We start from the raw sequence: 25,933 nt of genomic DNA, 5'->3' as shown, positions 1-25,933 counted from the left end.
TTTGCGTGTCGGGTCCGGGTCGTCCTGCCGGCAGCCGCTGGGTGTGTACTTCGAGACTCTCTGAACAAAATCACAAGACATGTATAATTCCGACGCAGGATCGCACGTATGCCGGGCCACACCTTCCTCCGTGGTGAGGCGGTGACGCTGCGACCGATCGAGGAAGACGACGCCACGTTCCTCGCCGAGACGATCAACCACCCTGACGTCTGGCCGTCGCTGGGGGCCTATAAACCGCTCAACCACAGCCAGGAACGCGAGTGGATCGAAAGCCTCGGCGAGAGCGACGACGTCCACCTGCTGGTTTGTGCCGAGGACGAACCAGTCGGCACAGTCGGTCTCAACGGGATCAACGACGTCTGGGGAACCGCCGAACTCGGCTACTACCTCCACCCCGACGCCCAGGGGAACGGCTACGCGCGTGACGCCGCCGAACGGATCGTTCGATACGGCTTTGAGGATCACCGCCTGGCGAAAGTGTACGCGAATGTCTACGCCGGCAACGACGCCTCCCAGGGGGTGCTCGAATCCGTCGGATTCAAGCGCGAGGGTGTCTTCCGCGACCACGCACACGTCCGTGGCGAACGCGTCGACGTGTATCGATACGGGCTGCTGGCCGAGGAGTTCGACGCTGAACGCTGAGTGCCGACAGCAAGTCGGGGTAAGCGCTGAGCGCCGACAAAAAGTCGGGGTAAGCGCTGAGCGCCGACAGAAAGCATTTGGCCCTGGGTGACTGCGTTGTAGTATGGCCGTCCGTCGGTTGTTGCGCGGGCAGATCGCCTGGCCACAGCTCGAAACCATCGTCGAGGCCGTCCTGGATCGCTACGACGAGTCGGCGGGCCGGGTCGAGTTTCTGGACGCCAACAACTGGCTTTCGGTGCCACTGGTCGTCAACGACCGGTACTTCGTGAAGGTCATCTCGGGACAGCACTCGCTGGTCCACGCACTGTTGACGACCGGCCGGAACCTCGGTGCGTTCACCAGCGGGACTGAGGGGTTTTTCGAGCACTTCGGGACGCCCCTGGAGATGGCCGAGCACGAATTCGAGGCGGCCCGGCGGATGCAGTCGGTCGACGTGAACGTGCCGGAACCGAAGGAGGCCTTCGAGGTCGACGGCTTTGGCGTGCTCGTCCTCGAATACGTCCCCGACTTCCGGACGCTCGAAGACGTCGACGTCGCCACGGTCGACGAACTCGCCCCCGATCTCTTTGCCGCCCTCGATCGAATGCATCAGGCGGGACTCGCTCACGGCGACCTCCGGAGTGAGAACGTCCTCGTGGTCGGCGAAGAACTGTACTTCATCGACGCGACGAACGTCCGTGGCGACATCGCCGAGGCACGAGCCTACGACGTCGCGTGTGCGCTGGGCGTCCTCGCACCCCTGATCGGCCCGGCCGAGAGCGTGGGGGTCGCCGTCGATGTCTTCGACGAAGAGACCCTACTTTCCGCCCGTGACTTCCTGGATTTCGTCACGATCCGGCCGGATCACGACTTCGACGCAGCGGCCGTGAAAGGCGAGATCGAGAAAGTCGCCACCGGGTGACCCCTCTAGGACTCCTGCTGACGGGCACGCGCGACCACCACGATACCCGAGAGCACGACGACACCACCGAGGGCCGTCGCGACCCCCGGAACCTCTCCGAGAAGCACGAGCGCAAGCAGGGTCGAGCCGACGGGTTCGCCCAGCAGCGACGCGCTGACGACGCTCGATTCGAGGTGGGCCAACGCCCAGTTAACGACCGTGTGGCCGAACACCCCCGGCCCGACCGCCATGCCGAGAAAGAGCAGCCACTCCCGTGGCGGATAGCCGGCCAGCGGCGCACCCTGAAAGCCAAGGATTCCGAGCAGTGTGACTGCGGCGACCGTATAGACGACGGTCACGTACGGGAGCAGGGGCAGTCGCTGGCGGATCGACCGCCCGGCGAGGACGTACCCGGCCATCGCGAGCGCACCGAGCAGCGCGAGTGCGTTCCCGTAGGGCGGGTTCGGGCCGAGGACGCCCGCGCCGAGCAAGTCCGCCGCCGACATGACGGCAATTCCGGCGACGGCGACGACGATCCCGGCGACAGTCCTGGGGCCGACCCGCTCGTCGAGGACGAGCGGCGCGGCGGCGGCCACGAACAGTGGCTGGGCCTGGACGAGCGTCACCGAGGCAGCCACGCTCGTCCACGCCAGGCTCTCGAACCAGGCGGCGAAGTGGATCGCCAGCGCGATCCCGGCCAGAGCCGCGCCGGCAAGGTCACGCCATGCGAGTTTCCGGAACGACCCTCGCTCTCGCCAGATCACGACAGGCGCGAGCAACAGCGTCGTGAAGAGTACACGGTAGAACGCGACGACGATCGAGGGAGCGGAACTCCACCGGATCAAAATGGCACTGGTCGAGACCGCGAACACGGCGACCGCCAGCCCGGCGAGCGGCGGGACTCTCTCGATTCGGTCGACGAACGAACGCGTCACGGCGGGTGATCGGCTCGGACCTGCTTACCCCTTGGGGTCGCCAGCGCCGAGGACGGCCCGCCGAGCGCACTCACTCCAGGAGCTTTTTCGTCATTCGATGGCGGTACCGGAACATCGGGGCGAACCCGACCACGGCAAACGGGCTCGCGAGTCGACCGACATCACCGCCGGCCAGTTGGTACTCCACGTGGTCGGTAATCTCCGTTCCGCCCGGGACCGCCTCGAACCGATGGGTGTGTCGCCAGTGGGCGAAGGGGCCGCCGGACATCTCGTCGACGAAGTAGCCCGTCTTTCGACCATCGCTGTCGGTCCGCTCGCGCTCGACGATCCGCGTCGTCGATTCCTGGCGTGGCCCGACGCCGAACGGACGCAGTGAAACCGTCGCTGTCGTGCCAACGATCATCTCATCGAGATCGTCCTCGCCGTCAGGGCCGCGGACGGATTCGGCGCGAAGATTCACCCACCCCGGCGTCAGGGCGTCCAGTCCGTCGATCGTCGAGTGAAAGTCCCAGACGTCCTCGAAGGGGGCGTCGACGCGGACCGAGCGCTCGTAGACTGCCATATCGCTGGTAAGGGACGGATCGGGAAAACGGCACGGGCGTCGGCAGTCAGTCCGACGACGGTCGCGTCCAAAGAGCGACTTAGCCCCAGTAGCCGGCCTGCTCGCTCGCCGAGAGGACACGTCGGAGTGCGACCACGTAGGCGGCAACCCGAAGCGTCGGCAGGTCCTCGTTCTCGTAGGCGCTCACGAGGTCGTCGAAGGCAGTCACGATCACGTCTTCGAGTTCCTCGTTGACGCGCTCCTCGCTCCAGTAGTTGCGCTGGCGGTTCTGCACCCACTCGAAGTACGAGACGGTGACGCCGCCCGCGTTCGCCAGGATATCCGGAATGACCAGGACGTCCTCGTCGGCCAAAACCTCGTCCGCCTTGGGCGTCAGCGGGCCGTTGGCGGCCTCGACGATGACGTCCGCCGAAACCGCCTGCGCGAGTTCCTCGTCGATAGCGTTCTCGAGTGCGGCGGGCACCAGAATGTCGACGTCCAGCGTCAGGAGTTCGTCGTTGGTGAGTTCCTCGTCGGCCCCGTCGTAGCCGACGACGCTGCCCGTCTCTCGCTTGTGATCCTTGACGGCGCGTGGATCGAACTCGTCGTCGGTCCGGATCGCACCCGAGGAATCGGAGACGGCGACGATCGAGGCCCCGAGATCCTCGAGCAGATCGGCGGTAATCCAGCCGGCGTTGCCGTAGCCCTGGACGGCCACGGTCGCCTCGCTGATGTCACGATCGAGGTACTCGAAGGCCTCGCGGGCGACCAGCATCGAGGAGCGACCGGTCGCCTCGACGCGACCCTCGCTGCCGCCACTGTCGAGGGATTTGCCGGTGACGACGCCGGGTTCGGTCGTGTTTTCCAGGGTCTCGTAGGTGTCCTTGATCCAGTTCATCTCACGCTGACCGGTGTTGACGTCCGGCGCGGGGACGTCACGGTCCTCGCCGATCAGCGGCCGGAGTTCCACCGCGAACGCCCGCGTGATGCGTTCGAGTTCGCTCTCTGAGTACTCGCTCGGGTCGATGACGATGCCGCCCTTGCCGCCGCCGAGCGGGATCCCGACCGTCGCACACTTATAAACCATCCAGCCTGACAGCGCCTTGACCTCGTCGCGGTTGACGCCCGGGTGGTATCGGATACCGCCCTTGTACGGGCCGCGGGCGTCGTTGAACTGCGATCGGAACGCCTTGAACGTCTCTAAGCTGCCGTCGTCCATCTCGACGGTGAGAGTCGTCTCCAGCACGCGCTGGGGCTGTTTCAGGCTCTCCAGAACGTCGTCGCCGGCCTCGAGGTACGCCGACGCGTCGTCGATCTGTGACTGCAAGCTCTCGTACGGGTTGACCGAATTTGACATACGTCCACTTCCGAGAGGGTATTGTTAAGTCCATCGTTATGCGTGTAATTCGCATGGATCCTCATGTTCCGAATCGTCAACTGTTCGAGGACGGAAAGCCCTGAACACGACCGGCCGGGCGCGTGACTGTCCACGGGACCGAACACTGACGTCGCTGCCGGCACAGCACTTAGCCATGACGTTCAGCATCTGCGTTCGCGAGCGCTATACGGACGAGGACGGGAACGAACAGACGAGATTCGGCGTCGCCGTGACGACCCGCCTTCCCGGGGTCGGAACGCTGTGTCCGTTCGCCAGCGAGAACGGGGCCGTCGCGACCCAGAGCCTCGTCAACGTCGAACTCGGGCGGAAAGGCGTGTCGTATCTCGGCGACGGCCTTGCCGTCGATGATGCCCTCGAAGCGCTGCTCGACGCCGACGATGGGCGTCCACAGCGCCAGCTCCACGGCGTCGGCACAGACGGCGAGTTCGCCTTCTCGGGCGAGGAATGCAAACCGTGGTACGGCGATCGCGTCGGTGAGAACTACACCGTCGCCGGGAACCTTCTGACTGGCAAGTCGGTGATCGGAGAGGTGGCCGCGACCTACGAAGACAGCGCGCCCGCTTTCGAGTCCGAGGTCGATGTCGATCAAGCCCTCGCGGCACGCTTGATCGACGCACTGGCGGCTGGCCACGCTGAAGGCGGGGACAAGCGTGAGGATCTACCCGTCCAGAGTGCCGCGCTGATCGTCGAATCGACGGAGGACCGGTCGATGGAGCCGTATTACAACGACCTCCGGGTGGACGCGACCGAGACACCGATCGAAGCCCTCCGGGAGACGTTCGAGCAGGCCGAGCGCGGCTTCGAGATGGCTCGCGAACGATACGAGGACGCGTACGACGAGGACGACATTGCACAAGAAGAGTGAACGAGTCGATTCGCGTATTTGGCACCCTCGAACCCTGGATGATCTAGAAACACGGAACCGGCATGTGCCTGTTTCCGGTGACCGCTCTTCCCCTCGGATGCATACGGGCGCGAAGGGCTCTCGTCCGACTGTCGAACAGATCGTCCTTTAGGGCGTGAGACGATTGAATTCAAGGGTTTGGAAATTACAATGAGCGAACTGAACTATCAGTCCAGCTCACCAAGGTGAGTCGCTGCTTCACGTGCAATCTGTTCAACAGTGTCCGCTACCAGTTGGCCTTCTATCTCGTGAATGTCAGCGTGTTTGATCGTGACGAGGACCCACGGATTGACGTAACTCTCCCGGGGGAGTCCCCCACTCGTGAAGTCCGTGTCGGCGAGTGGAATCGCTGCCGAGCGTCGTGTCGTCGTGACGACTGCATAGACGGCTTCTTCGTCTCGAAACGGCGGGGTATCAGTACTCAAGCAGACGTAGGGTCGATACTCGTGGGATCCCAGGAGGTCCGGTCCTTTCACGACCGTCCCACGAGCATACTGACGCTCCGTCATTCCTCGGCCTCACCGTAATAGTCGTCTGTCGTCGAGGCGGAGCTGGCAGCCTGTTGTGCCCCGTACGAGGCGAGGCGTTCATCGTCCCCGATCGCCCAGTAGCGTCCCTGATGTCGGACGAGTCCGCGGTCTTCGAGACGGGACAGGACGACCCCGACACTCCCGCGGGGGATGTCTGTCGCTTCGTGAATCTCGGTCTGTGTGAACGCCTGCCCGTCGTTGGTTGCCAGGAATGTGAGGACAGTGTGTGGCTGTGTCCCCTCCTGAATATCGAGGGCGTCCTCGGGACCGCTCTCGAATCGATCGATGTTGATCGGCATGTGTAATATATCGTTGTAAAATGTAATAAGTCGTTCGGTGAGATGATCTTTTCATCGTGCGTATCTTGCACGGCATCTCTTCCGAGGGGAGTCACCTCCGAGTGCTCAGTGTGACATCCTCCGCGCCGTGAACGGCGCGGCTTCCCTACATGGGAATACCGGCTAACTACCGGCAGAGGGTTCCGACCCGACCTCTCCGAGCGTCATCTGCCGTGGTTGGCTCTGCTCGGTGGGGGTCGGGGCGCTGTCACAGGCGCTCCCATCCCGTGGGATGTCATCGCCCGCCGGTTTCAGCGGCAGGCTCTCACCCCACGGGTCGTGGCGGTCAGTGATGTTGACCGCCGCGTTGATGTCTGCGTGGTACTCCGACACCCAACACTCCTCGTTCGTACACCGGAACTCGTCGCCGTCCCGATACCCGACGTGGCCGCACTCGTGACACGTCTGCGACGTGTAGGACGGCTCGACGTATTCGACCGGGATGCCAGACTCTCGCGCTTTGTCCTCAATGCGCTCCTGCAAGCGAGCGAACGCCCATGCGTGGAGGCGTCGGTTCATCCACTCGCCGTAATCGAGGTCTTCGCGGATGTCCGAGAGGTCTTCCAGCACGACGACAGGCTTCTCGAATCGGCAGGCGTACTCGATTGCCTGCCGAGACGCCTTCTCGATGATGTCTGTGAGTGCGTTCTGGTAGTGGTCGAACCGTTCGTCAATCCGCCACTCGGCGGCCTCGCGCTCTTGGAGGCGCTTGAGCGTCGTGAACATCTCTTTGCGAAGGTGGCGAGCGCGGCCACCGTTGATGAGTAGTGGGTCGGTCGGCGTGCCCTGCTCGCAGGCACAGCCCGCGAGCAGGTGTGCTTCGCCAATGTCGAAGCCGACTGGTGTTACATGGTTGTCTGTCGGTTCATAGCCCGGTTCTTTAACCGGGAACTCGACGGTGACGTGAAGCGTCCACGACGTGCGGTGACGTTGCAGGCGGAGTTGCCCTGCCGACGCGTCACCGTCCACGAGGTCGTGCCACAGTTCTTCTTGAGCGGGGTTGATACGGAGTGGTATCCAGAAGTTGGTGCCGCGACCGGGCTGTGGTACCCACCACGTAAACTCGTAGTCGCGTTCCGCCGAGTGGTCGAACTCAGCGGCTTGGTTGGTGAGTCGAACCGGGTGGTCGTCGTCCAACTCCTGTGCATCGTAGGTTCCGTGCAGTTGCGGAACGTAGTTACACAGGGCCGCCTTCGCCTGATACGGCAGGTCGTAGGGCGTCACCACGTCACTGGTGGCGGTCATCGTCTCGCACCCGGCCTCGAACGCCTCATGGAGTCCTGCGCGGTAGGTGTCGAGCAGGTCGCACAGTTTGCGCTCTTTGTGGGCTGTCGGCGGGGCGAGCGTGGCCTCCAGCGTTTTCGTGGTTGTTGCGGTCATGCTACTGGTTTTCCACGTAGTCCATCAGCACGTCGATGCTCACTTGACCGGTCGTGGCGAGGAAATACCCCGGTTGCCAGAACGCATCTTCGAGCGTCTGTTTCACCTCAGGGTACTCCTGCCGAATCCGGCGGGATGTGACGCCCTTGAGCGAGTTGATGAACTTCGTGAGGTCGGTGGTGGGTTTGGTCGTGAACAGGATGTGAACGTGGTCGGTGCCCCCGTCCACGTTCTTGATGTCGGCCTCGAAGTCCTCTGCAATCTCGTGAGCGACTTCAGCCACGCGCTCCAGCCGCTCATCGGTGAGGATGTCGGCGCGGTACTTCGTGACGGTCACGAAGTGATATTGAAGCGCGTAGACCGTGTGCGACCCGGATTGCAGGTGACACTCCATTTGGCCTCACCAAATACAAGACACCCAATCTCAATAACTCTTGTGCCGTTGGGTATTCGGTCGGGCAGAACCGCGTGGACTGTCAAACCGCGCTTACGCGATTCACGCCCGCCGTGAACGGCGGGATTCTCTCGCGGACTCGACAGCGCCGACGGTCTTGTGTTTTCTGACCCGATCGAAACGACTATTGGGCCGCTCCTAGCACTTCATTCACACGTACATGGATCGCGCCCGGCCACGGAGACTCGCCTGGATCGTCGCCTTTGCAGTCTTGCTGATCGGGAGTAGCGTTGCCGTCGGCGTCCTGCTCAGCGGCGACCGGGCGACCCCAGAATTCACCGAGTCGGTCAGTGATCGGTACGATTCGCTGGACGGGTTCGAAGCGCAGCGACTGACTGTCATTCAGCGTGGCGATCGCACCACCCGTTCGCTGGACCAGGTTGCCCGTCGACCAGGGACGGGTGAGTATCGCATCGAAGACGTCACGGAGGGCGCGAGTGGTCGAGAGATTCGAATTGCGGACGGAGACACGTTGTGGATCTACCGGCCGGACAGTGCCGAAGCGAAACGAGTCGAAGGTGTGAACACGTCCCGATCGCTCCCGTCTCGACTCGATCGTCTGTTCGCCATCGTCGAGCGCGGAGGAGAGACAAGTGGCTCCCACGACGTCGACCCGTTGCCGTTCGTGCCCGAAAGCAGTGACCGCACGGGGGGAATCGCCGGGTCGATGACTGTGAGCTACGAGGGGGCCGAGACCGTCGACGGCAGAGAAACGCACGTGATTCACCTCCAGTCCAACGCGACGACCGCCGGCGTCGTTCAGGACTTCGAGCAGACGTTGTGGATCGATCAGGAGTGGTATCTCCCACTCAAGCGGACGACCGAGTACGTCCGTGACGGCGATCCCGTTTCGGTGACGACCACCTACCGGAACGTGTCATTCAATACTGGGATCGCGGCGGAGACGTTCACGTTCGATCCGCCGGCGAACGTGACGGTCGCGGATGCCGACAGCACGCGCCAGCAACAGTTCGTCGACATCGCCGGGCTTCGCGCTGTCGCGTCGTTTTCGGTCCCGGACGTTGACGTCCCCGAATTGCTCAAACTGGTGCAGGCGACCCGAACCGGACCACGCAAGTCCGGAGCATCGGACTTCAATACGAGAACGAGACGGCTGTCCTTTCGATCTCGAAGAGTAATCTCACCTGGTACGAACCACGCACGGACGGCCAAGTCGTGACGGTAGGCGACCAGAACGCAACGCTACGCAATCTTGGAACCGAACTGCGCGTCTCCTGGACGACGTCGAACGCGCGCTACTCGGTCGCCGGGAGCGGTATCGCGAAATCGACGTTACTCGACGTCGCTGACTCCGTTGCGCGAACGGATTCCTGAACCGCTCGCGCTGGACGTGACTCCTGACGCACAACAGGCGCTCGCGGATTTGCGAGCGTCAGAATGAGCGGGCCGGAAGAGATGTGAACTACGCCGAGACATTCCGGGTCGCTCGCTCCGCTCGCTTCCCGGGCTGTGACTCGTCTACTTCAAATCCCTTCCGCTTGATGATACTGCCGGCTGTAAGTTCGTAAAGATATTCGCCACACCGGGGTGGCGAATTCCTTCAGTCTGTTACAGCCGGCAGTATGAATACACGCGCCGCTCGAAAGTGAGCGGCGCGAGAATATCACGGGCCGGAAGGGATTTGAACCCCTGACCGTCTGATTAAGAGTCAGACGCTCTGCCGGACTGAGCTACCGGCCCTGACATCACTGATTTCGTCGGGCGATTCAAATACGTTTCCTTTCGGCTCGCTCGCCGAGTATCGCCCTCGGGGATGGTAGTTTTCGGATGCGAGAACGACCGCGGCAATATAAGGGTCTGGAATCCCTCGGTTTCGTCACTATGAGCAGCGGCATCACGACGGCGACGATGTCTTCGTATGCGATCTTGGGGTGTGGGAGTGTCGGCCACGCCGTAGCCGAGGAACTCGAACGGGAGGGCAAAGACGTCCTGATCCTCGACCGCGACGAAAGTCGCGTCGAGGCCCTCCGCGACCAAGACTTAAACGCCGAAACGGCTGATATTCGCGACGAGTCGATCGTCGATAATCTGGCAGACAGAGACGTCGTGTTGATCCTCTCCTCGGACGTTTCGGCCAACGAGGTCGCTGTCGAAAACCTCCAGGCACACAACGAAGATCAGTTTATCGTCGCCCGCGCGTCAGATCCAGTCTCCGCGGACGACCTCTCTGAACTCGGCGCGAACGTCGTCATCAATCCCTCGGCCGTGATCGCCGACTCGGCACTTCGGGCACTGGAGACCGGCGAGCTCGAACACAAGGCTCGACAACTCGCCGCCGTCATCGACGCCACCGACGAACGCATGGCAATCTTGATCCACCGCGGTCCGGATCCGGACTCGATCGCCAGTGCCGTCGCCCTCCAGGCGATCGCCGCGAACCGCGACGTCGAAGCGGACGTCATCTACGAGGGCGAGATCGGCCACCACGAGAACCGAGCGTTCGTCAATCTGCTCGGTCTGGAACTCGTCTCGAGTCAATCAGTCGACCTGGCCGAGTACGATACCACTGCGCTGGTCGATTACGCCAAAAGCGGTGATCCCTCCGCTTACGTCGACGGGAAAATCGACATCGTCATCGACCACTATGAGGTCGAGACGGAGGCTGAAGCCGAATTCACGGATGTACGGCCGAACGTCTCGGCCACGTCGACGATTCTCACCAAGTACGTCCAGGAGTACGATCTCAGTCTCGAACAGGAAGTCGCGACGGCGTTGCTGTATGGCATTCGGGCCGAAACACTGGACTTCAAGCGCGATACGACGCCGGCCGATCTGACCGCGGCGGCCTACCTCTATCCCTTCGCGGACCACGACACCTTAGAACAGGTCGAATCGCCGAGCATGAGTCCGGAGACGCTCGACGTCCTCGCGGAGGCGATCCGCAACCGAGAGGTACGCGGGAGCCACCTCGTCTCGAACGCCGGCTTCATCCGGGATCGCGAGGCGCTCACCCAGGCCGCCCAACAGCTCCTCAACCTCGAGGGGATCACCACCACCGCAGTCTTCGCCATCGCCGACGACACGATCTATCTGGCTGCCCGGTCGAAAGACATCCGGATGAACATCGGCAACGTTCTGGCGGAGGCCTTCAGCGACATCGGCGATACTGCCGGCCACTCGACGGACGCCAGCGTCGAGATCCCACTCGGGATCTTCACCGGCATCGAGACCGACGATGGCAACCGAGACACCTTGCTCGAGCTTACTGAAGAAGCGGTCCGAACGAAGCTGTTCGAGGCCATGGGTGTCGAAGGCAGCGACGGCTCCAACGGAAACTGAGCAACGCGGTGTCAGGCGACGATGTCTTCGCCCGATTCGTCGGCTTCGGTCCCGTGGACGCGCTCGACGATGTCGTTGATGATGACGACGTCACCGACGGCCTGGACCCACCGATAGGGGACGATCGCTCCACGAGCACTCGCCGTCTCGGCGTCGAACAGTTCCTTGTTCAACTGGTGGAGGGCAAGACCGGTAACGGCCTCGGCGTCGAGATCGAGGCGCAGATCCTCGACTTCGCCGACGTAGACGCCGTTGCTCGAATACACCTCTCGCCCCACCAGCGACGTGATCTCCTGCGGTGTCGCGTCTCGATCGATGGACATACACGGACCGTAGGGAGGGGCTCCCTTAACTTTTGGCAGAACGTCAGACGCCCGGCGTCCCGAGGATCGGGGAACGCTTTTCTCCAGGACGCCCGGAGCCCAGGTATGGTTTCGGAGTTGTTCGATCCAGCTCGCTGGGATCCGATCGAGTCCTTTGACTTTACCGACATCACGTATCACCGAGCACGCGACGTCGGGGCTGTCCGCATCGCGTTCGATCGGCCAGACGTTCGCAACGCCTTCCGGCCGGAGACGGTCGACGAACTCGCCGCCGCACTCGATCACGCCAAACGCCAGACCGACGTCGGCACGGTCCTGCTGACCGGCAACGGCCCGTCCTCGAAAGACGGCGGCTGGGCATTCTCTGCAGGCGGCGACCAGTCGATCCGCGGCGATGCCGGCTACGAGTACGCGGAGGACGGTGACGCGGACGCACGTGACGGCCAGGAGGCCCCTCGCCTGCACATTCTGGAGGTCCAGCGCCAGATCCGCCACATGCCAAAGCCAGTCGTCGCGGTCGTGCCCGGCTGGGCGGTCGGCGGCGGCCACTCGCTGCACGTGATCTGTGACATGACACTCGCCAGCGAGGAACACGCCAAATTTCTCCAGACGGACCCCGACGTCGGAAGTTTCGACGGCGGGTTCGGCTCGGCGTATCTCGCCCGCCAGATCGGCCAGAAGAAGGCCCGCGAGGTGTTCTTCCTCGGGAAGACCTACGACGCCGAGGAAGCCGCCGACATGGGCATGGTCAACGACGTCGTCCCCCACGAGGAGTTAGAGGAGACTGCCCTCGAATGGGCCAGCCGAATCGAGGGCAAGTCCCCGACCGCCATGCGGATGCTCAAGTACGCGTTCAACCTCCCCGAGGACGGCATGGTCGGCCAGCAGGTGTTCTCGGGGGAAGCGACTCGCCTCGCGTACATGACCGACGAAGCAAAAGAGGGTCGGGACGCCTTCAACGAGGGACGGGAACCGAACTTCGACGAGTACCCCTGGCACTACTGAAGACCACCTTTTTACTGCGGTGCCTTTCCTCGGCCGCCGTTGGCGGCCTGCGGGAAGGCACCTTGCAAAAAGCTGGACCAAAAACACCGCGACCTCGCTGCTCACGGCTCCCGTTGGTCGCCGTTCGCACTTCCGAGGCTCTCTCTTCGTTCGGGCCTCGCTATCGCTCGGTCGAGTGAAACGGCTCGCCAGGGCGAGCCGTATGCTCAGGGCTGATACTGCCGGCTGTAACAGACTGAAGGAATTCGCCACCCTGGTGTGGCGAATATCTTTAGCACGTACAGCCGGCAGTATGACTATCTGCGTGTTTGTCGAGTGACTGTCTCCGATACCTTAAACGGACACAGGCCCCAAATCCAGACGATGAGTAGGCCAGCGGCAGACGTCTCGAAGCGAAAAGCGTGGGTGATGGCCGCCAGGCCGCACACCCTGCCAGCGGGAACCGCCCCGGTCATCGTCGGCGTCGGGGTCGCCGTCCACGACGGCGTCTTCGCACTCTTCCCGACGCTTGCGGCACTGGTCGGCGCACTCCTGATCCAGATCGGGACCAACTTCGCCAACGACTACTTCGACGCCGTGAAGGGGGCCGACACGGACGAACGCGAAGGATTCACTCGCGTTACCTCGAGTGGATTGATCGAACCCGCGGAGGTCAAGCGCGCGATCGTCTTCACCTACGGGCTGGCGATCGTCGTCGGGCTGTACCTCGTGGCGATCGGTGGCGTGCCGATCCTCCTGATCGGGCTCTCCGGAATCGCCGCCGGGATCCTCTACACTGGCGGCCCGTACCCCTACGGCTACTACGGCCTCGGGGACCTGTTCGTGTTCGTCTACTTCGGCGTCTTCGCCGTCGTCGGAACCTACTACGTCCAGGCAGCCACGGCAACGGCCGGCCTCTTTCCACTGTGGGTGCCAAGCGGAACCATCAGCCTCGCGGCCGTGGTCGCGAGTCTTCCGGCTGCGACGCTCTCGACGGCCATCCTGAACGTGAACAACGTCCGGGACATCGAGACGGATCGCAAGGCGGGCAAGCGCACGCTCGCAGTCATTCTGGGCGACCGTTTGAGTCGCCTCGAATACGTCTTCATGATGGGAACGGCCTACGTCGTTCCGGTCGTCTTCGCGTTCGATGTCGACTTCGGATTGCCGGCGTTGCTCCCGCTCGTGACGTTGCCCCTTGCCGTCTCGGTGACGAGGACCGTCCTGACGGAATCGGGCGGCGACGTCCTCGATCCGGCACTCGAACGGACTGGGCAGGTCATGGTCGCCCACGCGGCGCTGTTCGCGGTCGGTCTCGCGGTGCCGGCGGTGATCTGATGGACGTCGAACCCGTCTCGCTGCCGCTCTCGTCCGCACTCTCGACGGCTGCAGGGACGATCGACCGCCGGGAGGGGTTTCTGATCACGCTCGAAGAGCCGCCAGGAATCGGCGAGGCGATGCCACTCCCCGGCTGGACGGAGTCTCTCGAAGCGTGTCGGGACGCTCTCGAGACGGCGACGTCGATAGTCAGCGACTGTGGGGTCGAGGCGGCACTCGACGATCTTGACCCGACGGCGACGCCGGCGGCGCGACACGGACTCGACCTCGCGATCGCCGACCGCCGGGCACGTGTGGCCGGACAGTCCCTGGCGAGATATCTGGGCCAGACACCGCGCGAGTCCGTCCCCGTCAACGCGACTGTCGGGGATGCACCCGCCAAAAAGACCGCCGAACGTGCAACAGCGGCCGTCGACGCGGGCTTTGGAACGGTCAAGGTCAAGGTCGGCGCTCGATCGGTCGACGCGGACGTCTCTCGAATCCAGGCAGTCCGGGACGCGATCGGCCCGGCGGCGACGATCCGCGCCGACGCGAACGCCGCCTGGAGACTCTCAGAAACGCGTCGGGCGATCGAGGAACTGGCGACGGTGGACGTCTCCTACGTCGAACAGCCGCTGGCCGCCGATGATCTCCCGGGCCACGCAGCGCTTCGGGGTGGTGACGTCGAGATCGCCCTCGACGAATCGCTTCGAGCGACCGGCCTCGACGCAATCGCCGCTGCCGACGCTGCGGACGTCCTGGTTTTAAAGCCGATGGCACTCGGCGGCGTCCGCCGGACGCGGTCGCTGGCACTCGAGGCGCGAGCGCGGGGGATCGACCCGGTGATCACGACGACGGTAGACGGCGTCGTCGCCCGGACGGCCGCCATCCACCTGGCGGCGAGCCTGGGGATCGAGCGGGCCTGTGGCTTGGCGACAGCCGATCGACTTCGCGAGGACCTCGCACCCGACCCCGCGCCAGTCGAGGAGGGACGAATCGCCGTTCCAGACGGGCCGGGAATCGGCGTCGAATTCGAGTAGTGCCGGCAGGCGACCGGTCGACACCTTCGAAGAATCTGAGAATCGTAACGCCGTTTTTGTGTGGCGGGCGCACAATACCGTCAAATGCGAACGCTCGACGCCTGGCCGCAGGTCGATCCACTGACCGCCCGTGCGAGTTCGACGCCGGACCGGACGGCAGTCATCGAATCCGAGACCGGACGGACCTGGACTTACGAGGAACTGTTCGACGACGCCGATTGGCTGGCTGGTCGGATCGCCGCCGTCTGTGAGGGACGGCCGGACCGACTCGGGATCGCCATGGAGACCGGGATCGACTTCGTCCGCGCGACGCACGCAGCCTGGCGACTCGGCACGGCGATCGTCCCGCTCGATACACGGGAACCTGCCGAGACACTCGAGTTTCTCGCGGAGAAGGCCGCAGTCGACGCCGTGGTCGCGACCGACCGGACGGCCGGGGCGATCGCCGACATCGAGGGGCCACCGCTCTTTACCGTCGACGAGACCGACGTCGCCGGCGTCGAATCGCTCCCGGCCTACGACGGCGGCACGACCCCACGGGCACGGTACCCCTCGGATACACACCTGATCATGTTCACCTCGGGGACGACTGGCGAACCCAGGGGCGTGAAACTCACGCTGACGAACCTCTTTGCGAGTGCGATCGCGTCGGCGTTCCGGCTGGGGCTCACCCGCGAGGACCGGTGGCTCGTCTCGGTGCCCATGGTCCACATGGGCGGGCTGGCTCCGCTGATCAGATCGACGTTGTACGGGACGAGTGTCGTCCTCCAGCGGGAGTTCGAGCCGGCCGAGACGGCGACGACGATGATCGACTTCGACGTGACCGGCGTCTCGTTCGTCCCGACGATGCTGTCCCGGTTGCTCGATACGGAGTGGTCCCCGCCCGAGTCACTCCGGTTCGTGTTGCTCGGCGGGGCCGCCGCGCCACGCGACCTCATCGAACGCAGTGAGGACGCCGGCGTCCCTGCGTTCCCAACCTACGGGATGACCGAGACGGCCTCACAGGTCGCGACCGCCACGCCGACCCAGGCCTTCGGGAACCCGGGGACGGTCGGACAGCCGCTCATGTTCACGAAAGTCGCGATTATCGACGACGAGGCGTCCGCCGCGCCGGGTGAGACCGGTGAAATCGTCATCGACGGCCCGACCGTCACACCAGGCTACCTCGACGACGCGGAGACCCGGAAAGTCTTCGACGAACGGGGGCTCCACACGGGCGACCTGGGGTATCGTGACGCCGACGGACGGCTCTACGTCGTGGGGCGGATCGACGACCAGATCGTCACCGGCGGCGAGAACGTCGACCCCGGCGAAGTCGAGTCGGTCATCGAGTCCCATCCGGCCGTCGCGGAGTCGGTCGTCGTCGGCATCTCCGACGAGGAGTGGGGCGAACGCGTCGGCGCACTCGTGGTTCCCGAGAACGGGAGCGATCCGGACGTCGACGGCATCGAAACGGCCTGCCGAGACGAACTCGCGGCGTTCAAAGTCCCGAAGTCGATCGCCGTCGCCGAGTCGATCCCTCGGACGGTCTCGGGCACCGTCGACCGCGACGGCGTCATCGAACGGATTCGCCAGGCGTAATCGCTTCCCGGACTTCCGTCTGTGTTCTCACTCGGATTGCTGGAGACGCGCCATCGCGTCCCAGGCTGGATCGCTTGCAGGCGGTTCCACGCGTTCGCCGTCGAGAACGACGCCCGACTGCTGCTCGCCGGCCGCCTGAACCGAACCGACGATCGCCGCTGGCGTACCACGTGATTCGAGGGCAGCAACGACCGCTTCTGCAGCGGCTGGCGGGGCCGTGACGATCAGGCTTCCGGCACTGGTGACTGTCCACGGGTCGACGTCGATCGCGTCACAGACGGCGTGGACGCCTGGCTGAACTGGTGCGCGGTCGCGCTCGACGACGAACTGGACGCCGCCACCCGTTGCCATCTCGGCCATGCCGCCGAGAACCCCTCCCTCCGTGGCGTCGTGCATCGCCGAGAGGTCGCCCGCGGCTGACGCTGTCGTGGCGTCGGCAACGCCCAGGATGTCCGCGACCCGCTCCTGAGCGGTCGCGACTGTCTCGGCCGGCAGGTCCAGCGCGTCGGGGAACAGCGTCGCGAACAGCCCCGCAGTCTCCGCGCCCGGCCCGGTCGCGAGGACGATCGCGTCACCGGGGTTCGCGCCGTCTGGTCGCACGACATCGTCGGGGTCGCCGACGCCAAGGGCGGTCGCGCCGCCGACCCAGGAGTACTCGACACCCTCATAGCGCGCCGTGTGTCCGGAGACAATGCTCACGCCGAGGTCAGCGGCGTGGTCGGCCATCCCACGCCAGGTGCGTTCGAGTTCCCCGTCGGTCATCTCGGTCGGCAACGACAGCGAGACCGTGGCGTGGGTTGGGGCGACTCCGGAGACAGCGACATCCGTCAGGACGATGTCGAGCGCCAGTCGGCCGGCCCGCTCGAAGCCGAGGGACGGGAGAATCGAGATGGGATCGGTCGCCACCACGAGTGCGCTATCGTCGATCGAGAGCACGCCGAAGTCGACGCCGTGCTGTGGGCCGATCTCTACGTCCTTGCGGTCGGCTCCGAGGTTGGACGCGATGACGGCATCGAACGTCTCGGTGTCTATCTTTCCGCGCTCGGGCATACCGTTTCTGGGGATTGGCCGGACAAGTGTCCCGTGATTTCGGCGGCGGTCTGTCGTTCGAGACGGCGCTGACCGTCACGATTCCCGGCGGCCAACGACGGTCACGTCCGCGGCGTCGATGCCGAGTGAGACGGTCCCGCCGTCGGGCACACGCCGCCCCTTCACCAGCATGGACTGGCCGTTCCACGTACAGTGGATACGAGAGGCGTCCCCGAGGAACTCGACGTGTTCGACGTTTGCGGAGAGGGTGACGTCGCCACCGCCGAGAGAGACGTCTTCGGGGCGGACACAGACGGTGACCTGTTCCCGGTCCGGGAGCGATGCTTCCAACGGCAGCGTCGTCCCGTGGACCGAGACACGTGGCGGGTCACGGCTCTCGACTCTCGCCTCGAAGACGTTGTTCTCGCCCATGAACGCCGCGACGAAGCGGGTCGCCGGATTGTGATAGACGTCCCGGGGCGTCCCGATCTGCTCGACGCGGCCGTCGTTGACGACGGCGATCCGGTCGCTGATCGCTAAGGCCTCCTCCTGGTCGTGGGTGACGTACACCGTCGTGATGTCGAGTTCCCGCTGGATCTCCCGAATCTTGACCCGGAGGCGTTCGCGCAATCGGGCGTCGAGCGCCGACAGCGGTTCGTCGAGCAGGAGGACGTCCGGCCCGGGAGCGAGCGCGCGAGCGAGGGCGACCCGCTGTTGTTGGCCACCGGACAGCGACGTCGGTTGCCGGGCTCTCATCTCGGCCATATCGACCAGTTCAAGCATCGCGGTGACCCGTTCGTCACCGTCTACGTCTCCGGGCGGTGACCGGTACCGAAGGCCGTAGGCGACGTTCTCCCGGACGGTCATGTGGGGGAAGAGTGCGTAGTTCTGGAAGACGATGCCCACGTCGCGGTCCTCCGGTGGTTGGTCGGTGACGTCGGTGCCCCCGATCCGAACTGTGCCGGACGCCGGTGTCTCGAAGCCGGCGAGCGTCCGCAGCGTCGTCGTCTTCCCACATCCGGAGGGACCCACGAGCGTGAAGAACTCGCCCTCCGGAATCGACAGGCGCACGTCCGCCAGGGCGGGAACGTCGCCGAAGGAGACGGAGACGCCGTCGAGTTCGACGCCTGGCGTCGTTGTGGAGTCAGCCATCGTATCGGCCCCCGACACGGTCGATCACGACGAAGCTGACGGCCGTCACCGCAAGGAGGACGGTCCCCATCGCAGTCGCGGGACCGAGACTCGGCCCGAGCGACCGGTTGCCGATGTATCGTTCGAGTGCGACGGGCATGGTGTAGCTGCCGCCGCCCTCCGAGAGCAGCACGGTCGAGTCGAACTCGCCGATGCTGATCGCGACGGCGAAGGCAGCACCCGCGAGCACAGAAGCGGCGATCAGCGGGAGCGTCACGGTGAGAAGCGCCCGCAGGCGCGACGCACCGAGCGATCGGGCCGCCTCGGCGAGTCGATCGTCGAGGCCCGCGAGCGCCGGGGTGACGGTCCGGGAGACGAACGGATAGGCCGCGACGGCGTGGGCCGCGACGACGGCGACCGGCCCGGTGACAGTCCACCGCTGGCCGAGGATCTCGACGCCGAAGACGAGCGTCTGTAACAACCCGAGGCCGACGACGATCCCGCTGACGGCGATCGGCGCGCTCAGGAGGGCTTCGGCCAGTCGGCCGCCGCGCCCCTCGCGGGTGGCGACGATCGAGACAATGACGCCCATCGGCACGGCGAGCAGTAGCGTCCCGACGGCAAAAAGCAGCGAGTTCTGGATCGCCGGGAGCGGTTTGACCGTTCCGACGGCGGCCGATGCCTGTTGGGCCAGCAGAAATTCGTAGTACGCGAGAGTGAACCCGCCGTCCGGGCCGGTGACGCTCTCGAGGACCAGACTGACGACCGGGCCGAGAAAGACGATCGCGGCGACGATCCCGTACCCGAATATCGCGAGTCGACGCGGATCGGTCAGCGTCTTCACACCGGCGAGTAAGGGTCGGCGAGACTTGTGGGATCCATCCCCGCGAGCCACGATCTGTCCCGCCTCGAATCGGAGATACAGGTACATCAGCCCGAGTGAGACGACCGTCTCCAGAACGGCAAGCGCCGCTGCCTCCTCGAGGGCCAGCGACTGGACCTTCGCGTAGAGCCAGACTTCGACGGTCTGGAGTTCGAGGCCGCCGAGCGCCAGCACGATGGGAAAGGACATAAACGAGAAGACGAACGCGAGCAAGCCGGCGGTCAGCACGGACGGGACCAACTGCGGGACGACGACGTCCCGGAACGCCCGGAGCGGCGACGCACCCATCGCCCGCGCGGACTCGGTCTGTCGGGCGTCGATTCCCTCCCAGGCAGCCGTCACCAGTCGCGTCACCAGCGGCGCGTTGTAGAAGGCGTGAGCGAGGATCACGATCGGGAGCGTGAACATGACGTCGATGCGACCGAGTCCGGCCGCCGTGAGGACGTCGTTCACGACACCGGTCGCGCCGAACATCGCCTGAAAGCCGACTGCCACGAGTATCGAGGGCAACACGAACGGGACGAGCGTCAGCGACCGGAGCGTCTTCCGGCCGGGGAACTCGTAACGCGCGAGAACGTACGCGCCAGGGAGACCCAGCACGACACTGGCGAGCGCCGAGAGTCCGGCCTGGTAGGCCGTAAAGCCGAACAGACCGCCGTCCGCCGCGGACAGCGGGACGCCGTCGCGGAACCAGGCGAGAACGCCCGCCGGAACCCCGAGTGGATCGGCAAACGCGTGATGGGCGATACCCAGGTAGAACGGATCGACGAGAACGGCCCGGATCGGCCCGAAGGCGGTCCCGCCTGGATCGACCGCGGCCACGAGCACCCGCGAGACCGGGTAGTAGAACACGACTGCGATGACGGCGAGGGTCACTGCCAGGCCAGCCGGGAGCGCGAGACGGTCGACCGAGGGGCGTTCCATCTCAGTTCGCGATTTCGCGCGCCCAGTCTTCAATCCATCCGTCGACGTTGCCGGCGAGTTCGTCGTAGGCGAACGTGACGGGTTCGGGTGGCTCGTAGGCGTACTGTGAGAACTCCTCGCCGGGGTCGACGCCTTCGACGGCCGGGAACTGGACGTTCCGGACAGCGATCTCGGCCTGGGCCTCAGATGAGAGGACGAAGTCCATGAACGCCCGCCCGAGGTCGGGTGAGTCGGCGTCGGCGAACAGCGCCATCGCCTCCGGGTTCGCGTAGCCCTGGTCGTTGAGGAACCCGACCTGATGTTTCTGGATGTCGACGTCGTCGCCGTGGTAGAAGACCTGATCGGTCGAATACGAGACCACCATCGGCGCTTCCTCGTTCATGTAGGCGTCGTAGGCCGGCTCCCAGTCCGAGAGGATCGTCACGTCGTTCTCGAGGAGGTCCTGCCAGTACTCGAGGTAGTTGTCGGGTCCTTTCTCGGCGATGGTCCAGAGAAGGAACGCTCGCCCGGGGTCGGACTGCTGGGCGTTCTGGGCGATGAGATCGCCCTGATACGCGTCGCTCGTCAGCGCGTCGAAGGTCCCCGGATTCTCGACCTCGCCCTCGTCGTAGACCAGCGAGATGTACCCCGTGTCGTAGGGGATCGCCCGGCCGTCGGGGTCGATCTGGAGCCCCGACTTGACGGTACCGGCGCGTTCGAGGTCCGATTCGACTGACTCGAACAGCGGCGTCTCGATTTCCTGGTCGGCCCTGACGAGTTCGGCCGTGTTGAGGCCGACGTAGAGGTCGGCGTCGATGTCGGCCCCGTTCTGCTGGCGGAGGATATACTGATTGAGGCCGTTCTCGGGGGTCATAAACTCGACGGTGACCTCCGGGTGGGCCGCCTCGAAGACAGATTTCAGCCAGTTCCCGGCGGCCCCCTCGCCGGTGAACGACGAGTACGTCGCTACCCGCAGGGTGCCGGCGAATCCGCCCGAACTGCTCGGTGTCGTGTCTGTACTCTCCTCGCCTGCACAGCCGGCCAGCGCCGTCGCCCCGACGACACTGGCCCCGGCTGTTCGAAGGAACGCGCGTCGTTTCACCACTTGGTTGTTTGACTGAGTGGTATTAAACCTCTCGTGTCGGGCCGCCCCTTCCGTGGCCGAAGGGAGAGACGTGATCGAAGGTCAGGTTTAAGCGCCGACCTGCCCCAGGTACGTACATGAGCACCGAATCGTCGGAGTCCGACCTATCGGAGGACGAACGACGTGGCCTCGAACTCGTCCGCTCGACCGGTGGCATTCACCAGAGCGACTTCTGGAAGGAACTCGACGTGAGTTCACGCAAGGGCTCGCGGATCGTCGAATCACTGGCCGAGGAAGAGTTCATCGAACGGACCCAAACCGTCTACAACGGCCACAACACGTACTATCTGACGCCGACGGCCAAAGATCTGAACTTCTCACTTTTGATGGCCGGTGACATGCTCTCGCCGTTCGTCGGCGACGACGAAGTCGACCCACAGAGCGGCCAGTTCACCCAGTGGCTGATGAACCTCGCCTACGAAGAGTAGGTCGGGCCGTCTTTATCGGGCTCTCGCCCAGTCTCGTTTCGTGGTGCGATCCGGCGATCAGCCGCGGCTGTCGCTGTCGGACGCGACTTACAAGAAGAGTCCCGCGACGACGACCAGTCCGAGCGCGAGACCGACGGCGACGAACAGCGCGTTCTCCGCCGAGGGCGATCCCGCTTCGATCTCGCCATACAGTGAGAAGCCGTTCGCCTCCCTGTCGTTGTCTGTGTCGCCGCCTCCATCATCCTCGAGGTCGTCGAGGGAGAAACGCCACCCCTCGGCGTCGTCTGCGTCCTCGTCGGTGCTGTCGTCGGACGGTCCCGCCCCCGCCGCGACGTCGACCGCGTCGTCGTTCCACTCGTCGTCGGCCATACCGTCTCTACCGGACCACGCGTCTAAAGGGCTTGGACAGCAACGACAGGTCGGAATGGAGTAGTTACCGGATCTTCGATCCGAGCGGCGCGTCGGCCTGCGTCGTCAGCAGATCGGCCTCTTCGCCCGCAGCCAGGACCATCCCGTTTGACTCGTAGCCGAACAACTCGGCTTTCTCCATGTTCGCCAGCAGGACGACGCGTGTCCCCGGCAGCGTCTCGACGTCGTGGAGTTGCTTGATCCCGGCGACGACCTGGCGAGTCTCCAGGCCGATGTCGACCTCCAGACGCACGAGGTCGTCGCTGTCCTCGATCGGTTCGGCCTCGACGATCTCGCCGACGCGAATGTCGAGTTCCTGGAAGTCGTCGAAACTGATTCGATCCTCGGTGAGTGCTTCGAGGTCCATGTCTGTCTCCTGATCTTCCGTGGAGTCGTCGCTTTCGGTTTCGTCCGCGTCGGTATCGCTCGACGCCTCCGCGACGCGTTCTTCGAGTTTCTCGTTGAGTTCCTCGACTCGCTCTTCGGGAATCTTCTCGAACAGTTCCGTCGGCTCGCCGAAGGTAGCCGGCGGTGCTTCGAGGGCAGCGTCGAGCGTGACGGCGGCGACGTCGCCGTCTTCGCCGAGTTGCTCCCAGAGTCGCCGGGACGTCTCGGGGGTCGTCGGCTGGAGCAACACGGCGACAGCCTTGGCGATCTGGACACAGTCACGGATGACCGGCGCGGCTTCGTCGTCGGCGAGGTTCCAGGGCTCGTGGCGCTGGATGTACTCGTTGCCGAAACTCGCGAGTTTGACGGCCGCCTGGGTTGCCTTTCGGATCGAGTAATCGTTGACGCTCGTTTCGAAGTCCGCGATGGCGTCCTCGATGCGGTCCTCGACTTCCGTGGAGACCTCGGCTTCTGGCGTCCCCTCGTAGTTCCGATAGGCAAAGAGCAGCGACCGGTAGGCGAAGTTGCCGACCGTCCCGACGAGTTCGCCGTTGACGCGCTCGCGGAAGCGATTCCACGAGAAGTCGATGTCGTCCTGGAACCCGCCGACGGTCGTCAGGTAATATCGGAGGAGGTCGGGATGGAATCCCTCCTCGAGGTACTCACGCGCCCATATCGCTCGATTTCGGCTGGTCGAGAAGGCGTCGCCGTCGAGACTCATGAACCCGCTGGCGACCACGGCCCGGGGTTCGTTGTACTCGGCGACATGGAGCATCGCGGGCCAGAAGATCGTGTGGTGCTGGATGATGTCCCGTCCGATGACGTGGACGAGTTCGCCGCTGTCCGTCCAGGCGTCTTCCCAGTCGAAGGTCTCGGCACCCACGCGGTCGGTGTACTGTTTGGTCGAGGCGATGTACTCGATCGGCGCGTCGACCCAGACGTACAGAACGAGGTCCTGCTCGCCGGTTTCACCGGCTCCCTCTCGTTGCTCGGCTGGCGCGACGGTCTCCTCGTCGTCCGGATAGTCGAAGCCCCAGTCCAAATCGCGAGTGATACACCAGTCCTGTAGTCCCTCTTCGATCCACTGCCGGGGCTGGTTGCGGGCGTTCGGCGTCCCCTCCAGACGGTCGAGAAACTGAGAGAGATAGTCGGCCAGCTTCGAGACGGTGAAGAACTTGTGGGTTCGATCGCGGTACTCCGCAGGGTTGCCCGAGATCTTCGAGACCGGGTCCTCGATCTCGCCGGGTTCGAGGTGACGACCACACCCTTCGTCACACTCGTCGCCGCGCGCTTTCGCGCCACAGTACGGACACGTCCCCTCGACGTAGCGGTCGGGGAGTGGCTGATCCTCGGCGGGGTCCCAGGCGACCTTGATCGCCTGTTCTTCGACGTAGCCTTCGCGTTCGAGCGATTCGACGATCTCGTGGGTCAGCTCACGATTGGTCTCCTGGTGGGTGTGGCCGTAGTTGTCGAAGTCGACGTCGAAGCGCGGGAACGTCTGCTTGTACTGTTCGTGGTACTCCAGGGCGAACGCCTCGGGGTCGATGTCGTCCTGGATCGCCTGGACGGCGATCGGCGTGCCGTGCATGTCCGATCCGGAGACGAAGGCCGTCTGCTGGCCGAGTTTCTCCAGGGAGCGAGTCAGTACGTCGCCACCGACGTACGTCCGCAGGTGACCGATATGTAGATCGCCGTTCGCGTATGGCAACCCGCAGGTCACCACAGCGGGGTTGTCCGTGGGGAACTCCTCGTGGCTCATACGACGAGGTAACGCCAGTGGACTCATTAACGCGATGGTTTGCGGTCAGGACTGACTGGCGTTGCGAAGACGAGCCGACACTGTTAATGACGGGCCGGTGAACATATCGAGCATGCAAACCGTGGTCCTCGCTGCCGGCCAGGGAACCCGAATGGGGCCGTTGACGGAATCGACACCGAAACCGATGCTCCCCGTCGCCGGGCGGCCGCTAGTCGCCCACGTCGCAGATGCAGCCGTCGACGCCGGGGCCTCGGAACTCGTCGTCGTGGTGGGCTACGAGGCCGAGGCGGTCCGGTCGTTTTTCGGCGACTCGTATCGCGGCGTCCCGGTCACCTTCGCCGTCCAGGAGCAACAGGCTGGCACCGCAGACGCCGTGCGGGCCGCGCGTTCGAAACTCGATGGCGCGTTTGCGGTGTTGAACGGCGACAACCTCTACGATCCGGCGGCGATCGAACGACTGTTCGCCGACGGGCCGGCGCTGGCGACCTACGAGGTCGAGGTCCCCTCGAACTACGGCGTGGTCTCCGTCACCGACGGCGTCGTCACCGACATCGTCGAAAAACCCGAAGAGCCGCCGACGAACCTCGCGAACACCGGCGCGTACGTCTTCCCGGAAGCGGCCATCGAGTGGCTCGACGTCCCCGAGAGCGATCGCGGCGAGTACGAGATCACCGACGTCGTCGCCCAGATGATCGACGAACACGAGGTGACGCCAGTCACCCTCGACCGCTGGCGTGACGTCGGCCGCCCCTGGGAGTTGCTCGAAGCAAACGAGACACTGCTCGGGGAACTCGACGGGAACATCCAGGGGACGGTCAGCGACGACGCCGAACTCCGAGGGACGGTCGTCGTCGCGGACGGCGCGACGATCGAACCGGGCGTCGTGATCGAGGGGCCAGTCTACGTCGGCGCAGGCGCGTCGGTCGGCCCGAACACCTACGTTCGCGGCGCGACCTATCTGGGCCCGGACGTCCACGTCGGCAACGGCGTCGAGATCAAAAACAGCGTCCTCCGCCGCGGGACCAACGTCCCGCATCTCTCCTACGTCGGCGACAGCGTCCTCGGCCAGGACGTCAACTTCGGGGCCGGCACGAACGTCGCTAACCTCCGTCACGACGGCGCTGACGTGTCCCTGACCGTCAAAGGCGAACGTGTCTCGACAGGGCGACGCAAGTTCGGCGTCGTCGCTGGTGACGGCGTCAAAACAGGGATCAATACGAGTCTCGAACCCGGCGTCACGCTCTCGGGCGGGGCCACCACCGAGCCGGGCGAACGCGTCCGCCGAGACCGCTGAGGCGGAACCGATCGACTCG

Annotated in this window: 26 protein-coding genes and 1 tRNA gene; 12 read left to right on the top strand and 15 right to left on the bottom strand. The window is 64.6% G+C overall.

Going from position 1 to position 25,933, the window contains the following annotated elements:
• Nucleotides 1-108 precede the first annotated feature (108 nt).
• Together HTIA_RS12925 and HTIA_RS12920 are read left to right on the top strand one after the other, a co-directional pair.
• Nucleotides 109-642, top strand: coding sequence for a GNAT family N-acetyltransferase (locus HTIA_RS12925; protein WP_008526775.1), 534 nt, complete (start codon nt 109-111; stop codon nt 640-642).
• A 103-nt stretch (nt 643-745) separates the two neighbouring features.
• Nucleotides 746-1,543, top strand: a complete 798-nt coding sequence (locus tag HTIA_RS12920; protein ID WP_008526776.1) for an RIO1 family regulatory kinase/ATPase domain-containing protein — start codon at nt 746-748, stop codon at nt 1,541-1,543.
• Nucleotides 1,544-1,548: 5 nt separating this feature from the next.
• Here the strand turns inward: HTIA_RS12920 and HTIA_RS12915 are convergent, their stop codons facing one another.
• The 3 genes from HTIA_RS12915 to HTIA_RS12905 form a co-directional block, all read right to left on the bottom strand.
• The gene (locus HTIA_RS12915) at nt 1,549-2,457 is read right to left on the bottom strand and encodes a DMT family transporter (RefSeq protein WP_008526777.1); all 909 of its coding nucleotides are present in this window, start codon (nt 2,455-2,457) and stop codon (nt 1,549-1,551) included.
• A 70-nt stretch (nt 2,458-2,527) separates the two neighbouring features.
• On the bottom strand, nt 2,528-3,019 hold the full coding sequence (locus HTIA_RS12910) for an SRPBCC family protein (protein ID WP_008526778.1): 492 nt from the start codon (nt 3,017-3,019) through the stop codon (nt 2,528-2,530).
• Nucleotides 3,020-3,098: 79 nt separating this feature from the next.
• On the bottom strand, nt 3,099-4,355 hold the full coding sequence (locus HTIA_RS12905; protein WP_008526780.1) for a Glu/Leu/Phe/Val family dehydrogenase: 1,257 nt from the start codon (nt 4,353-4,355) through the stop codon (nt 3,099-3,101).
• A 175-nt stretch (nt 4,356-4,530) separates the two neighbouring features.
• Between HTIA_RS12905 and HTIA_RS12900 the strand changes: the two genes are divergently transcribed.
• On the top strand, nt 4,531-5,262 hold the full coding sequence (locus HTIA_RS12900; protein ID WP_008526781.1) for a DUF1028 domain-containing protein: 732 nt from the start codon (nt 4,531-4,533) through the stop codon (nt 5,260-5,262).
• 206 nt (nt 5,263-5,468) lie between these two features.
• Here HTIA_RS12900 and HTIA_RS12895 read toward each other — a convergent pair whose 3' ends face one another.
• The 4 genes from HTIA_RS12895 to tnpA all read right to left on the bottom strand — a co-directional run bounded on the left by HTIA_RS12895 (nt 5,469) and on the right by tnpA (nt 7,943).
• Nucleotides 5,469-5,810, bottom strand: coding sequence for a hypothetical protein (locus HTIA_RS12895; protein ID WP_008526783.1), 342 nt, complete (start codon nt 5,808-5,810; stop codon nt 5,469-5,471).
• Nucleotides 5,807-6,130, bottom strand: a complete 324-nt coding sequence (locus tag HTIA_RS12890) for a helix-turn-helix transcriptional regulator (RefSeq protein WP_008526785.1) — start codon at nt 6,128-6,130, stop codon at nt 5,807-5,809. The genes HTIA_RS12895 and HTIA_RS12890 overlap by 4 nt, the downstream gene beginning before the upstream one ends.
• Nucleotides 6,131-6,292: 162 nt before the next feature.
• Nucleotides 6,293-7,549 carry an RNA-guided endonuclease TnpB family protein gene (locus HTIA_RS12885; protein WP_020936440.1) on the bottom strand — a complete coding sequence of 419 codons (1,257 nt, stop codon included), beginning with the start codon at nt 7,547-7,549 and terminating at the stop codon, nt 6,293-6,295.
• 1 nt (nt 7,550) lies between these two features.
• The gene (gene tnpA / locus HTIA_RS12880) at nt 7,551-7,943 is read right to left on the bottom strand and encodes an IS200/IS605-like element ISHmu5 family transposase (RefSeq protein ID WP_020936439.1); all 393 of its coding nucleotides are present in this window, start codon (nt 7,941-7,943) and stop codon (nt 7,551-7,553) included.
• Between the two features lie 220 nt (nt 7,944-8,163).
• Between tnpA and HTIA_RS12875 the strand changes: the two genes are divergently transcribed.
• Entirely contained in the window at nt 8,164-9,183 is a 1,020-nt protein-coding gene (locus tag HTIA_RS12875) for a LolA family protein (protein WP_008528462.1), read from the top strand.
• Nucleotides 9,180-9,338 carry a hypothetical protein gene (locus tag HTIA_RS16700; protein ID WP_008528463.1) on the top strand — a complete coding sequence of 53 codons (159 nt, stop codon included), beginning with the start codon at nt 9,180-9,182 and terminating at the stop codon, nt 9,336-9,338. The genes HTIA_RS12875 and HTIA_RS16700 overlap by 4 nt, the downstream gene beginning before the upstream one ends.
• A 292-nt stretch (nt 9,339-9,630) precedes the next feature.
• Here HTIA_RS16700 and HTIA_RS12870 read toward each other — a convergent pair.
• Nucleotides 9,631-9,704, bottom strand: a tRNA-Lys gene (locus tag HTIA_RS12870).
• A gap of 141 nt (nt 9,705-9,845) precedes the next feature.
• On the opposite strand from HTIA_RS12870, the gene HTIA_RS12865 reads away from it, so the two are divergent.
• Nucleotides 9,846-11,303, top strand: a complete 1,458-nt coding sequence (locus HTIA_RS12865) for a DHH family phosphoesterase (protein WP_008528464.1) — start codon at nt 9,846-9,848, stop codon at nt 11,301-11,303.
• Nucleotides 11,304-11,314: 11 nt separating this feature from the next.
• Here the strand turns inward: HTIA_RS12865 and HTIA_RS12860 are convergent, their stop codons facing one another.
• Entirely contained in the window at nt 11,315-11,626 is a 312-nt protein-coding gene (locus HTIA_RS12860; RefSeq protein WP_008528465.1) for a PRC-barrel domain-containing protein, read from the bottom strand.
• A 105-nt stretch (nt 11,627-11,731) separates the two neighbouring features.
• Between HTIA_RS12860 and HTIA_RS12855 the strand changes: the two genes are divergently transcribed.
• The 4 genes from HTIA_RS12855 to HTIA_RS12840 all read left to right on the top strand — a co-directional run bounded on the left by HTIA_RS12855 (nt 11,732) and on the right by HTIA_RS12840 (nt 16,548).
• Nucleotides 11,732-12,631, top strand: coding sequence for a 1,4-dihydroxy-2-naphthoyl-CoA synthase (locus HTIA_RS12855; protein WP_008528466.1), 900 nt, complete (start codon nt 11,732-11,734; stop codon nt 12,629-12,631).
• A 363-nt stretch (nt 12,632-12,994) separates the two neighbouring features.
• Nucleotides 12,995-13,948, top strand: coding sequence for a 1,4-dihydroxy-2-naphthoate polyprenyltransferase (locus HTIA_RS12850; RefSeq protein ID WP_021029765.1), 954 nt, complete (start codon nt 12,995-12,997; stop codon nt 13,946-13,948).
• Entirely contained in the window at nt 13,948-14,967 is a 1,020-nt protein-coding gene (locus HTIA_RS12845) for a mandelate racemase/muconate lactonizing enzyme family protein (RefSeq protein ID WP_008528470.1), read from the top strand. The genes HTIA_RS12850 and HTIA_RS12845 overlap by 1 nt, the downstream gene beginning before the upstream one ends.
• An 84-nt stretch (nt 14,968-15,051) precedes the next feature.
• Nucleotides 15,052-16,548, top strand: coding sequence for a class I adenylate-forming enzyme family protein (locus tag HTIA_RS12840; RefSeq protein WP_008528472.1), 1,497 nt, complete (start codon nt 15,052-15,054; stop codon nt 16,546-16,548).
• A 27-nt stretch (nt 16,549-16,575) separates the two neighbouring features.
• On the opposite strand, the gene HTIA_RS12835 is transcribed toward HTIA_RS12840, so the two are convergent.
• The 4 genes from HTIA_RS12835 to HTIA_RS12820 all read right to left on the bottom strand — a co-directional run bounded on the left by HTIA_RS12835 (nt 16,576) and on the right by HTIA_RS12820 (nt 21,596).
• On the bottom strand, nt 16,576-17,598 hold the full coding sequence (locus HTIA_RS12835; protein WP_008528474.1) for an AIR synthase-related protein: 1,023 nt from the start codon (nt 17,596-17,598) through the stop codon (nt 16,576-16,578).
• 75 nt (nt 17,599-17,673) lie between these two features.
• Complete coding sequence (locus HTIA_RS12830) at nt 17,674-18,729, bottom strand: ABC transporter ATP-binding protein (RefSeq protein WP_008528476.1); 1,056 nt, start codon at nt 18,727-18,729, stop codon at nt 17,674-17,676.
• Nucleotides 18,722-20,515 (bottom strand): ABC transporter permease, encoded by a 1,794-nt coding sequence (locus tag HTIA_RS12825; protein ID WP_008528478.1) that lies wholly within the window; start codon nt 20,513-20,515, stop codon nt 18,722-18,724. The genes HTIA_RS12830 and HTIA_RS12825 overlap by 8 nt, the downstream gene beginning before the upstream one ends.
• 1 nt (nt 20,516) lies before the next feature.
• Nucleotides 20,517-21,596, bottom strand: a complete 1,080-nt coding sequence (locus tag HTIA_RS12820) for a thiamine ABC transporter substrate-binding protein (protein ID WP_021029766.1) — start codon at nt 21,594-21,596, stop codon at nt 20,517-20,519.
• 119 nt (nt 21,597-21,715) lie between these two features.
• Here HTIA_RS12820 and HTIA_RS12815 point away from each other — a divergent pair, with 119 nt between their 5' ends.
• Entirely contained in the window at nt 21,716-22,066 is a 351-nt protein-coding gene (locus HTIA_RS12815) for a helix-turn-helix transcriptional regulator (protein ID WP_008528485.1), read from the top strand.
• A gap of 87 nt (nt 22,067-22,153) precedes the next feature.
• Here the strand turns inward: HTIA_RS12815 and HTIA_RS12810 are convergent, their stop codons facing one another.
• Together HTIA_RS12810 and metG are read right to left on the bottom strand one after the other, a co-directional pair.
• A complete protein-coding gene (locus HTIA_RS12810; protein ID WP_008528486.1) occupies nt 22,154-22,435 on the bottom strand; it encodes a DUF7312 domain-containing protein in 282 nt (93 codons plus the stop codon).
• A 64-nt stretch (nt 22,436-22,499) separates the two neighbouring features.
• Nucleotides 22,500-24,620 (bottom strand): methionine--tRNA ligase, encoded by a 2,121-nt coding sequence (gene metG, locus HTIA_RS12805; RefSeq protein WP_008528487.1) that lies wholly within the window; start codon nt 24,618-24,620, stop codon nt 22,500-22,502.
• A gap of 112 nt (nt 24,621-24,732) precedes the next feature.
• Between metG and glmU the strand changes: the two genes are divergently transcribed.
• Nucleotides 24,733-25,914 (top strand): bifunctional sugar-1-phosphate nucleotidylyltransferase/acetyltransferase, encoded by a 1,182-nt coding sequence (gene glmU / locus HTIA_RS12800; RefSeq protein ID WP_008528488.1) that lies wholly within the window; start codon nt 24,733-24,735, stop codon nt 25,912-25,914.
• Nucleotides 25,915-25,933 lie beyond the last annotated feature (19 nt).

The sequence above is a fragment of the Halorhabdus tiamatea SARL4B genome (assembly GCF_000470655.1).
GTDB lineage: Archaea > Halobacteriota > Halobacteria > Halobacteriales > Haloarculaceae > Halorhabdus > Halorhabdus tiamatea.
Note: the sequence above shows the minus strand (reverse complement) of the source record. Positions and strands in the feature narration are given on the sequence as shown.

Excerpts from the sequence above, each read along its gene's own strand:
- glmU (WP_008528488.1), top strand. The coding sequence starts at position 24,733 with ATGCAAACCGTGGTCCTCGCTGCCGGCCAGGGAACCCGAATGGGGCCG.
- HTIA_RS12910 (WP_008526778.1), bottom strand. The coding sequence starts at position 3,019 with ATGGCAGTCTACGAGCGCTCGGTCCGCGTCGACGCCCCCTTCGAGGAC.
- HTIA_RS12875 (WP_008528462.1), top strand. The coding sequence starts at position 8,164 with ATGGATCGCGCCCGGCCACGGAGACTCGCCTGGATCGTCGCCTTTGCA.
- HTIA_RS12830 (WP_008528476.1), bottom strand. The coding sequence starts at position 18,729 with ATGGCTGACTCCACAACGACGCCAGGCGTCGAACTCGACGGCGTCTCC.
- HTIA_RS12925 (WP_008526775.1), top strand. The coding sequence starts at position 109 with ATGCCGGGCCACACCTTCCTCCGTGGTGAGGCGGTGACGCTGCGACCG.
- tnpA (WP_020936439.1), bottom strand. The coding sequence starts at position 7,943 with ATGGAGTGTCACCTGCAATCCGGGTCGCACACGGTCTACGCGCTTCAA.
- HTIA_RS12835 (WP_008528474.1), bottom strand. The coding sequence starts at position 17,598 with ATGCCCGAGCGCGGAAAGATAGACACCGAGACGTTCGATGCCGTCATC.
- HTIA_RS12840 (WP_008528472.1), top strand. The coding sequence starts at position 15,052 with ATGCGAACGCTCGACGCCTGGCCGCAGGTCGATCCACTGACCGCCCGT.
- HTIA_RS12890 (WP_008526785.1), bottom strand. The coding sequence starts at position 6,130 with ATGCCGATCAACATCGATCGATTCGAGAGCGGTCCCGAGGACGCCCTC.
- HTIA_RS12920 (WP_008526776.1), top strand. The coding sequence starts at position 746 with ATGGCCGTCCGTCGGTTGTTGCGCGGGCAGATCGCCTGGCCACAGCTC.
- HTIA_RS12885 (WP_020936440.1), bottom strand. The coding sequence starts at position 7,549 with ATGACCGCAACAACCACGAAAACGCTGGAGGCCACGCTCGCCCCGCCG.
- HTIA_RS12845 (WP_008528470.1), top strand. The coding sequence starts at position 13,948 with ATGGACGTCGAACCCGTCTCGCTGCCGCTCTCGTCCGCACTCTCGACG.
- HTIA_RS12810 (WP_008528486.1), bottom strand. The coding sequence starts at position 22,435 with ATGGCCGACGACGAGTGGAACGACGACGCGGTCGACGTCGCGGCGGGG.
- HTIA_RS12900 (WP_008526781.1), top strand. The coding sequence starts at position 4,531 with ATGACGTTCAGCATCTGCGTTCGCGAGCGCTATACGGACGAGGACGGG.
- HTIA_RS12825 (WP_008528478.1), bottom strand. The coding sequence starts at position 20,515 with ATGGAACGCCCCTCGGTCGACCGTCTCGCGCTCCCGGCTGGCCTGGCA.
- HTIA_RS12860 (WP_008528465.1), bottom strand. The coding sequence starts at position 11,626 with ATGTCCATCGATCGAGACGCGACACCGCAGGAGATCACGTCGCTGGTG.
- HTIA_RS12855 (WP_008528466.1), top strand. The coding sequence starts at position 11,732 with ATGGTTTCGGAGTTGTTCGATCCAGCTCGCTGGGATCCGATCGAGTCC.
- HTIA_RS12865 (WP_008528464.1), top strand. The coding sequence starts at position 9,846 with ATGAGCAGCGGCATCACGACGGCGACGATGTCTTCGTATGCGATCTTG.
- HTIA_RS12815 (WP_008528485.1), top strand. The coding sequence starts at position 21,716 with ATGAGCACCGAATCGTCGGAGTCCGACCTATCGGAGGACGAACGACGT.
- HTIA_RS12895 (WP_008526783.1), bottom strand. The coding sequence starts at position 5,810 with ATGACGGAGCGTCAGTATGCTCGTGGGACGGTCGTGAAAGGACCGGAC.
- HTIA_RS12905 (WP_008526780.1), bottom strand. The coding sequence starts at position 4,355 with ATGTCAAATTCGGTCAACCCGTACGAGAGCTTGCAGTCACAGATCGAC.
- HTIA_RS12850 (WP_021029765.1), top strand. The coding sequence starts at position 12,995 with ATGAGTAGGCCAGCGGCAGACGTCTCGAAGCGAAAAGCGTGGGTGATG.
- metG (WP_008528487.1), bottom strand. The coding sequence starts at position 24,620 with ATGAGCCACGAGGAGTTCCCCACGGACAACCCCGCTGTGGTGACCTGC.